The 8,775-nt window shown below is 42.9% G+C and carries 9 protein-coding genes; 3 read left to right on the top strand and 6 right to left on the bottom strand.

Going from position 1 to position 8,775, the window contains the following annotated elements; all coding sequences use genetic code 11:
- Nucleotides 1–888, bottom strand: an 888-nt coding sequence (gene istA, locus BOQ04_RS05965) for an IS21 family transposase (RefSeq protein WP_158025479.1), incomplete at its 3' end; no start/stop codon positions are given.
- Between the two features lie 252 nt (nt 889–1,140).
- Nucleotides 1,141–1,599, bottom strand: coding sequence for a hypothetical protein (locus tag BOQ04_RS10930; protein WP_233126666.1), 459 nt, complete (start codon nt 1,597–1,599; stop codon nt 1,141–1,143).
- A 396-nt stretch (nt 1,600–1,995) separates the two neighbouring features.
- Between BOQ04_RS10930 and BOQ04_RS05955 the strand changes: the two genes are divergently transcribed.
- From BOQ04_RS05955 to BOQ04_RS10810, 3 genes are all read left to right on the top strand, one after another.
- A complete protein-coding gene (locus tag BOQ04_RS05955) occupies nt 1,996–2,445 on the top strand; it encodes a DUF6641 family protein (protein ID WP_143742154.1) in 450 nt (149 codons plus the stop codon).
- 65 nt (nt 2,446–2,510) lie between these two features.
- Nucleotides 2,511–2,657 (top strand): hypothetical protein, encoded by a 147-nt coding sequence (locus BOQ04_RS10815; protein WP_167345994.1) that lies wholly within the window; start codon nt 2,511–2,513, stop codon nt 2,655–2,657.
- Nucleotides 2,658–2,659: 2 nt separating this feature from the next.
- Complete coding sequence (locus tag BOQ04_RS10810) at nt 2,660–2,830, top strand: hypothetical protein (protein WP_198929288.1); 171 nt, start codon at nt 2,660–2,662, stop codon at nt 2,828–2,830.
- A 109-nt stretch (nt 2,831–2,939) separates the two neighbouring features.
- On the opposite strand, the gene BOQ04_RS05950 is transcribed toward BOQ04_RS10810, so the two are convergent.
- The 4 genes from BOQ04_RS05950 to iteA all read right to left on the bottom strand — a co-directional run bounded on the left by BOQ04_RS05950 (nt 2,940) and on the right by iteA (nt 8,338).
- On the bottom strand, nt 2,940–4,286 hold the full coding sequence (locus tag BOQ04_RS05950) for a tyrosine-type recombinase/integrase (protein ID WP_076023822.1): 1,347 nt from the start codon (nt 4,284–4,286) through the stop codon (nt 2,940–2,942).
- A 168-nt stretch (nt 4,287–4,454) separates the two neighbouring features.
- The gene (locus BOQ04_RS05940) at nt 4,455–4,697 is read right to left on the bottom strand and encodes a hypothetical protein (RefSeq protein ID WP_076023820.1); all 243 of its coding nucleotides are present in this window, start codon (nt 4,695–4,697) and stop codon (nt 4,455–4,457) included.
- 196 nt (nt 4,698–4,893) lie between these two features.
- Complete coding sequence (gene iteS / locus BOQ04_RS05935; RefSeq protein ID WP_076023819.1) at nt 4,894–7,209, bottom strand: S8 family anti-phage peptidase IteS; 2,316 nt, start codon at nt 7,207–7,209, stop codon at nt 4,894–4,896.
- Nucleotides 7,202–8,338 (bottom strand): anti-phage ATPase IteA, encoded by a 1,137-nt coding sequence (gene iteA / locus BOQ04_RS05930; protein ID WP_076023818.1) that lies wholly within the window; start codon nt 8,336–8,338, stop codon nt 7,202–7,204. The genes iteS and iteA overlap by 8 nt, the downstream gene beginning before the upstream one ends.
- Nucleotides 8,339–8,775: the final 437 nt, after the last annotated feature.

Here is an 8,775-nt window from a genome sequence, read left to right as displayed (position 1 = left end):
TGAAGGGGCGGGGTAGTTGAGCTCTTCCAGTAAATGGGCAATGGCAATATTGAGATCAGCCAAGCTAAAGAACTGCTGGTGGCGCAATCTGGCTAAGATCCAGCGCTCGACTACTTGTACGCCCACTTCGACCTTGCTCTTATCTTGCGGTTTGCGCGGCCGGGCCGGGATTACGGCACAGCCGTAATGAGCGGCGAACTCGGCGTACGATCTGCCCACTTGCGGTTCATAGCGATCGGGGTTGGCAACTAGGCTTCTCGGATTATCGGGAACGATGACCTGCGTTACCCCACCAAAATACTCAAAGGCTTTGCGCTGGCCCAATAGCCAATCTTCGGTCTTTTGCGCTCTCGTTGCTAATGCAAAGGTATAACTTGAAGCACCCAGAACGGCAACAAAGATCTGGGCTCTAGTAATTTCGCCAGTCAGGACATCAATGATGGGGATGGTGGGACCAGCATAATCGACAAAGCATTTTTCACCGGCCTTGTGGATTTGCCGCATCGAGGGCTTGAGGGTTTTTGCAAAGGCGGCGTAGTGGATGCAAAAACTGGTATAGCCATACGGCTTTTGCGTGGCAGCTTCGCAGTACTCACCCCAGAGTAGTTGCAAGGTGAGGCCTTTTTTCTTCATCTCTTGGTTGACCAAGATAAAGTCAATCGGGGCAAATTGGTTTTGGCCCGGCACCATTGCCTGCGGTGGCAGCAAACGCTTTGCTAGCTGCTCTTCAGTCAAAGGTTCAATGGATGCCCAGTCTAATTGCGCCGCTCTGGCTAGGGCATCGTACTTGGCGACAGCACCCTTGGATAACTCTAAGGCTCTGGCAATCGCGTTTAAGGACAGGCCACATTCAAAACGCAGCCGCAAAACTTCTTTAATTTTTCGCATGGTAATTGCTTTACTGGACATGGGGAGCCTAAAAAGCTCAACCATATCGGGTTCATCAAATTACCCTCGAATACTAAAATCCCCACTTATCTTTGCCTAATATTTAGGCAAAACGCATTTCAGAGGAAGGTGCAAAAGCGGTCACGCTGATTCTGAAACAGGTGGTCACGCTCACTCTGAAATGACCGGTCATTTGCCTGAAATGGGTGGTCACGCTGGCCTGAAATACGCACTACTTTGATTTAGGGCTAATTACTGCCAGTTTTCTAACGCTACATTAGTAGCTAGAAGTACGGGCAACTTGGCGCCAGCGTTTTTACATTGCCTAACCTGTAAATCCCACTCCTCTCCTACAGAGCGCTCAGAATCATCAATATGCAAGTGCAATTCATTGCTATCTTGTAAATACGCACAAAAGCCTGGCACCCTCGTTTTAGTTTTAGTCATGGGATCGTAATGCAAGATCCAAGACATGAGCAAATTAGGCGCTTTTGGCAAATCGGTTTGCTCTAGGTATTTGAGCACCTTCATTTGGTCATCTGATTTAGCTCTAAATTCCCAATGAGCGTAGTCATAAAAATCAACTAAATACTTTTGATTGGGATTGTGTAACTCAATAGAGCCGTTATAGGTAGCGCGATTAAAAACGCCCTTTCCATACGAACCCATGTACTTGTCATTAACAAACAATCTAACTGCAATTTCTCTCATTTTTATCTCCTTTTAGATGAGTTAAGTTGCAAGTCGCGTAGTTCGAGTTAGTTGCGAAAGAAGAGATCTCAAAAGATCCGTTACTGCGAGTTAGTTACTTCCCTCAAGAGAGGGAAGTTTCTTTTCTAGTTGCTTTGGTTTACTGGTCAGAGTTTGCCATTTGCTACTGGAGTTACGTAGTTACTAACTCAACTACGCAGTAACTTCTTTTTCTTCTTTGCAACCTACTCTAGTTGCAACCGAGCGACTCACAAAAATATTTATCTCTTGATAAGAAATACCATATTTTTTCTATCCAAAATGCTCTGTTTTCTAAGGGTCGTCAAATAGAAGTCGCCCTAAAGCCATGATCAGCCATACATTGCGTGTGTACCCCACTTTTGATAGGAGAACACCGTGGATACACCAAATACATTAAATAAACTGAACTTTGTAGACGCTATAAGGCCTAGATCTATGCCCGCAATCCAGCAAAGACGCAATAAATTAAGCAACAAGCTTTGGGAACAGATCCAGTTAGCCAAGAGCCAAATGGAACATACCCATTTTGTTATAAAGCGCAGAGTTACTATTAAAGACCTTGAAGGTAACTACAAGAGTATTGAACGCCCTAAACGCATTAAACCTTGGTGGTTTATGGCTGCAGATGGCACCTTATGTCTATCCGTCTTTTATGGCAGCAAACGTATTGAGCTTATTCCAGGCAAAAACTCTATTTCGGTAAAGAATATGAACGATTTAATAGAGGCATTAGAGCTTCTTAAGTCTGAGACTGAAGCCGGGAGTTTAGATCGGGTTATTGAAAATGCCAGTGGCGCACTGAAATTGAACTTCAATAAAAAATAGTTAGCACAACAAGCGTCACTTGAAGTAACGCTTGTATCAATAGATAAGAAAAGCTAAATAGCTATATGAAAAGATATAAAGCGACAGTCAATGCGGCAGGGATGTGGGTAGAAACTATTCTCTACGCCCAAAATCAAGCCCAGGCTTACAGGTTGTTTCAAGCCATCTTTGGCGCTAATAACGTTCCCCATCAACCACTACAGATTGGTTAACTATGAGATTCGATGAAATCGCTCCGATAAAACCCTTAAGCCCCGAGCAAGCAAGACTTAAATCCATGCGGGATCGTGTCAAGCGAGATCAAGAGGCTGTCAAAGCTGAGCGAGCTAGGCAGAAGATTAAAACGGGGCAGCAGCAATTGGCAACAACAAATAGCGTCAGCTAGCAAATGTGCCTAGCGACTATAAACAGTGGCTACCAACTCGAAGGGCTGATGATCTCTATTTGCAGAAGGCTTTGGATAGATAAGTGCTACTTTAAATAGCCTTTGCGCTTCAAGCAGCCCGCAGCTCCCTCTCAGCCCGCTTTTTACTAGGATAGTTATCAGCCGCTTTACTATCTGCTTCTATAAGCTTTCTAGTATTGGCGCCTCGTAATTGCTCAATAGCTTGTATTACTTGCAAGTGGCTGTAGTGCCGCTCAATCATTAAGACACTCGTACCCATCTGCTTAGCTAGTGTATGTATAGGCACCATATCGTGAGTAAGTGCTAACGTGGCATAGGTATGACGCAAGCTATAGAATACTCGCTTTTGATTGGTCTTGGGATCTATGAGCAAGCCATGGTCAGCCAAGAAGCCATCGAACATATGATTAAGTACATCACTTAAATCTCTACCTTCTTTGGTCCTAAAGATGTAGTCATCATTGGTGGGTTTAATTAGCTCAGCCAAAGGATCTTTAATTGAGCTAGCCACCCCATAGTTTCGCAAGGCAATCCGCTCCAAGACTCTGACACTAGGCAATCGTCCAATAATCTGTCTTTGACCTGTTTTACCTTTAACCGTCATCTCGCAACTACGGTTTAGGCTATGCACTTCAATAACTTCACCATCTTCGTCCAATTGATCTGTGACAGTACTGATGGGGTTCATCATGAAGCGGATTTGCTTCCATTTCATATCTAAGAGCTCAATGCCCGGTCTTGCTCCCGTATCAACCAACATCTCTACATAGTCTCTAAGGATCTCACGACGCTCGCGCACATCCCGAGTTCTACCTGATTCTATGTATGGTCCCAATTGCTTTAATAACGCCCTAAGCTCATGCAACTCAAATGCTGGGCGGCGAACGCTCTCTTTAGTCTTGCCATCTAACTTGGGACGATTACTTTCGGTTAAGTAACCTCTAACAATGGCTTCATCAAAAACTCGATTAAATGCTGCGTTTTGGGTTTTACGATTGCTATTTGATAGCGCCAATCCATACTTAGCTTCTCGGTCATCGTAGTACTGCTGAAGGGCATCGTAATCAATATTGGTAATAAGCCTTTGCCCAAGACTGGGGATGAAATGCTCCTTAATAATACGGATGTAATCTTTGTAGATTGACTTACCTAAGCCGCCTTTTAAGTCTCGCTCCATCCTATCAATTGCCAGCATGGCGATATCTTTAAAACGTTTGGTAACCACTGGAATACCAGAGCGCTTACGTATTTCTGCTTCTACTAATAGCTCTTTAGCCCTATTAACAGCCAAGTCGTAGTTAGTTTCTTTTGTAGTAGAGCGTATCCACTTGTTGTCCACCTTATAGCGACATTGCCATACGGCACTACGCTCACGCTGATAGAGAGTTAAATTACGGTGTATCAGTTGATGGGTATCTTTTCTTTTAATTGACATATATGTACTTTAGTTTCTGATGGCGGCTTAGGACAACCGGTATTGGGAAAATTACCTGGTCAATACGCCCAAAGCAGACTGACTGATTAATGGCAATTCTTGGAATCTCATGGTGTTCTCTTGGTAATCGCGGCGTTACTTGAAGTAACGTCTGATCTATGCAAGCACTCATTGCGCCTCCAAATACATAATCCCGTGCTCTTCTAGTGCATCGCCAATAGCTGCCATTTCAATGCTAGAAAACACTGAATGCCCCAATCTTTGCTGGAAATAGTCATTTACAGCGAACAACGCACCCAAGTCGTCCATGTTTAATTCATCACCAAGGTTAATCTTGGCACTGGCATATGCTGACGTTTTTAAAGTGTCAAAAGAGATCACTTGATTAGCTACTAGATTGCTTTGATTCATTTGCTTCTCCCGTATATATGGAGCTATCAATATCGATAGCCTATAAGGAGAGCTTATAGAGATTGAGGTGTTTTTTGACTAAACAATCAATTCAAATCGAGTTCGTTAATGGTAGATGAAGTCTTACGAACTGGGGCGAGCGTTACTTGAAGTAACGTCTAGTAACTGACAATTTCAATTTTGATACAAAAGAAAATCAAACCGGAACTTGAATCCGATTAACTAGGTCTTGTGAAATCCAATTGGTAGCAGCCAATGCACGCCTTCCATCTTCATATACATTTGAATTACCATCGAGAGCCCTAAGGGTAACCAATATCACCACCCTCAAAGGTTGGGCTAATTGCGGTTCGAATGCCCTTCTGACTAACGAGGCTTGAAGTGCCCAGATATTTCCAGTTTTACCTTGAGAAAACTTTTTTCTATAAATTTTGACTGGGGACCACTTTCCTCCGTATTCAACCTGGGCATCTTCATATCCAGTTGTTCCAATTTCTCCCTCCATAGGAACCTGGCCTTTAAACTGAAGCCGCCCCTCCTCGTCGGGAGATAAGGTTCCAAACCCAATGTCCACATTAACACGTACATATTCAGAGCCTGCAGATGAATCAAGCGGAGGAGCATATACAGCAGTGATAATAACTTCGCCCTTCAGCTTTCCGTTTTCCATTAACGCTGCAGGTATTGGAAATGGCGACTTACGCCATTTTGTTGCATCCACAATGTCTAACTCAAATAACATAGTGAAGCTAGAATCAGAATCGTATAGAACACTTGTAATATCTTTGGGTATACCAGCGCCGAAATAGCGCCTCTCAATAGGCGATCGATCTGGAGAGGCAAGTTGGGCACTATGAATCATTAGCGCTTTAATCATAGAAGGGGTGACATTCAACGAATGTGAATGTGAAGATGCTTCTAAATTTTTCCATGCATGTGCGGCCATGGAAGAAGCAATTGGCGCCGCAAAACTTGTTCCGCAACCATGCCCAAATTCCCCATTCGGATTAAGAACATTCACACCAATATTGGTCGAGGATAAGTCAGCATTGATGTTTCCGCCGATATGAACAATATCTGGTTTTGGTGTGAATACAGGCCCAGGACCACGTCTAGAATATGGCGCCGGCATACCAATTCCAACCAAAGCATCATCACTACTCAAATGGGTAATAGCCCCAACAGTAAGGGCTCTAACTGAATCTCCTGGTATCGATATTCTGTCGGTCAAAATACTGCCATCGGTTGGCCAACTTCTTCTTGGCTGACCCGAATAGTTTCCAGAGGCCACAACAAAAAGAATGTTGTAAGCATCACTAAGAGAGTCCAACTCTTTTGCAAACTCACTAAATTCATCATCTGCAATTGGATCTCCACCGAGCGATAAATTCCAAATTTTTACATGTGGCGCTTTTGGAATAGCCTCTCTTAAACGAACAATCAAATCTGTAACTTTTGCATTATGAATCTCCAGCAAGCAAACATCATGAACAAAACATGAAGTCTGTGGAAATAATGCATGCTCAAGATTTAACCCGAAACCGTCAACCACCAATGAGCTTACTTGAGTTCCATGCACATAGTTAGTGTCTGGAGGCAATACATAAGTATCTCTACTGCTAATCCATGGGGTCAAAACACCTTCCCCCGGCACAACCCCCGTGTCACATACTGCCACTACAGGAGACTCATTTCCGGGACCAATTATTCTTGGAGCGTTGCTGGCGGGCATTACCTCAGAATTATTGCTTGGCCAAATATAAGGCTCAGGCATAACCCCTTTAATACCCTGAAATCGAACAATTTTTAAAAATATTTCCTCAGTTAGTTTGTCATTAAACTCCAATACAAACAGAGGCGGCCCCACCCTTTGGGATAGTTGATGATGATGGACATTTAAATCAAATAGCAACTGACTAGTTCGCTCAACAACCATTTGCGTAGTATTTGATGATTGATGGTTAAATAATTTAACTATTAACCTTCTCTTTAAATCTAAAAAATCTTCGTAAACCAGGGAGATATCTTTCCCTCGAAATTGCTTAGGTAATCTTCGTTGAACACCCCAGGTTTCAAAATGCTCAATTGCACTCAAATTTGCACGAATGGACTTAGTGTTCCGATTTTGAATTACTTCATTGAGGTGTTCAATAGTGACTTGATTAGCTGCAACCAACATTTCATTAACATACCCATGACCTGCTGAAGGCATGCCAGCCTCATGCGCAAGGGTTAATGGTCGATGAGATTTTGCAATTGCTACATCCCGAAGAGACATAACTAAGACGCTTGGTATTTCTGGATACTCTGACATTTCAATAGAAATTTCTTCGCTAGCCTTCGTAACCTCATTCTGCAAGACTCTTCTTAGGTCAGCGGTTACTTCAACCAATTCCTTTACGCCACCACCTTTAACTTCAATGCCAGATAAATCTGATGGCTGAAATCCCACATGCGCCAAGGGGTTAGAAAGCTTAGATTGAGCGGAGTAAGTCGGCGTTCTTCTAGCCATGTTTATCTTCTATTAAATGAGTTATTTGCCTAGTTGAAATCTTATATAAACGTGACAGCTCTCTAATTGAGAATATTTTTGCATCCCATTTTCTTAGCCACTGAATTTCATCTTTTACGTCATTCAAGTTTTTTCCCAAGTTTAGGGCTAATGCGATACCTAAACGTCTATATATTTCAGTAGGATCAATACCCTGAGTTCCGCCTAGTATTGCGTGCCTCCTTGCATCAATTGCAACTTGCTCTATCAGCGCCCCGGAAAGTCCTTCCGATTTCTTTGCCAACTCATTTAAATCCAAACCTTTAATCTCTACGTCGCCAAGCATCAATTTCCATAAATCAGTTCTTAATGCTAAATCGGGTAAAAATAATGGCACTTGAAATGGAAACCTTCTCCATATTGCACGGTCCAATAGCTGCTCATGATTAGAAGCAGCTACCAACACAATATTTTTTTCAAGGGCATCAATGTTTTGCAGCAACGAAATAACTACCCTTTGTAGTTCGCCTATGTCCCTCTCATTGCCTCGAGCATTAGCCAAAGCATCAAACTCATCCAAAAAGAGAACGCAAGGCGTTTCGCTGGCGTATTCAAAAACTCTTCTTAAATTTTTACTAGTTTGACCCAGTAGACTACCAATCAATGTGTCGCATCTAACAGTTATAAGCGGCAAAGACAACTCTCCGGCAATCCATTTGATTGTCTGGGTTTTTCCTGTTCCAGGGGGCCCATAAAGCATTAATCTCAAGGGCATGGCAGCATCAAGAGCCTGCAATTTATCGTAATGGATAACTGATTCCAAGAACTCAGAAATTCTATTCATTGTTCCAGAAGATAGCTTTAATAAAACAGCACCTTTTGCTGGCTTACTTACATCAACCGTATAAAGTCTACTTTCAGAATCCACTGGCAAGCTATTACTCAAGCGAGAAGCATCTTGAGTGTGCGCTATCGCATTAGGAGCCCTCGCCAGACGCTCCCGAATTCGCATCGCTTGCTCACGCTGACCATCTTGCTCTAATTTATCAGCCAAAAGCCCGGCATAATTTGTAGACATGCTTGCGTTAGACTTAAGCGCTCCGTCTAATATTTTCAATACTTCAGATAAGTGGGGAAATGATGCCGTCACGCTTTACCTCATTTTTGAAACAGAATTATTGTCAATTGATACGAAATATAACACTTTTGAATCAATAATCTAACTTTTGAATCATTTAGTCAAAAAAAATACCAACCCGAAGGTTGGTATTTTCATTTCTGGTGGGCCCACCAGGACTTGAACCTGGGACCAAAGGATTCCGGTTTGTGTAGCTTTCACTACTCCCTGGACTATGCCTTCATCATATCGATTGCTCGACTTAGATGGGTGCCGTCTAGTCTCTACACCTTCAACAGCACTTTCACGCTGAAGCTTGGCTCGGCGTTAGCTTGTGCAGCTTTTGGCTACATTTAGCTTTCTCCGAATTTGACACCATCCCTTATGCAGTTTCCACGCATAAGGCACAACTTTCGCTATGAGTCCTCTGCTCTAACCAACTGAGCTATGGGCCCTAAAACTGTTTTTAC

Source organism: Polynucleobacter sphagniphilus, assembly GCF_001953355.1.
GTDB classification, from domain to species: domain Bacteria; phylum Pseudomonadota; class Gammaproteobacteria; order Burkholderiales; family Burkholderiaceae; genus Polynucleobacter; species Polynucleobacter sphagniphilus.
The sequence above is the reverse complement of the archived record's forward strand: the minus strand, read 5'-3'. Positions and strand labels throughout refer to the sequence as shown.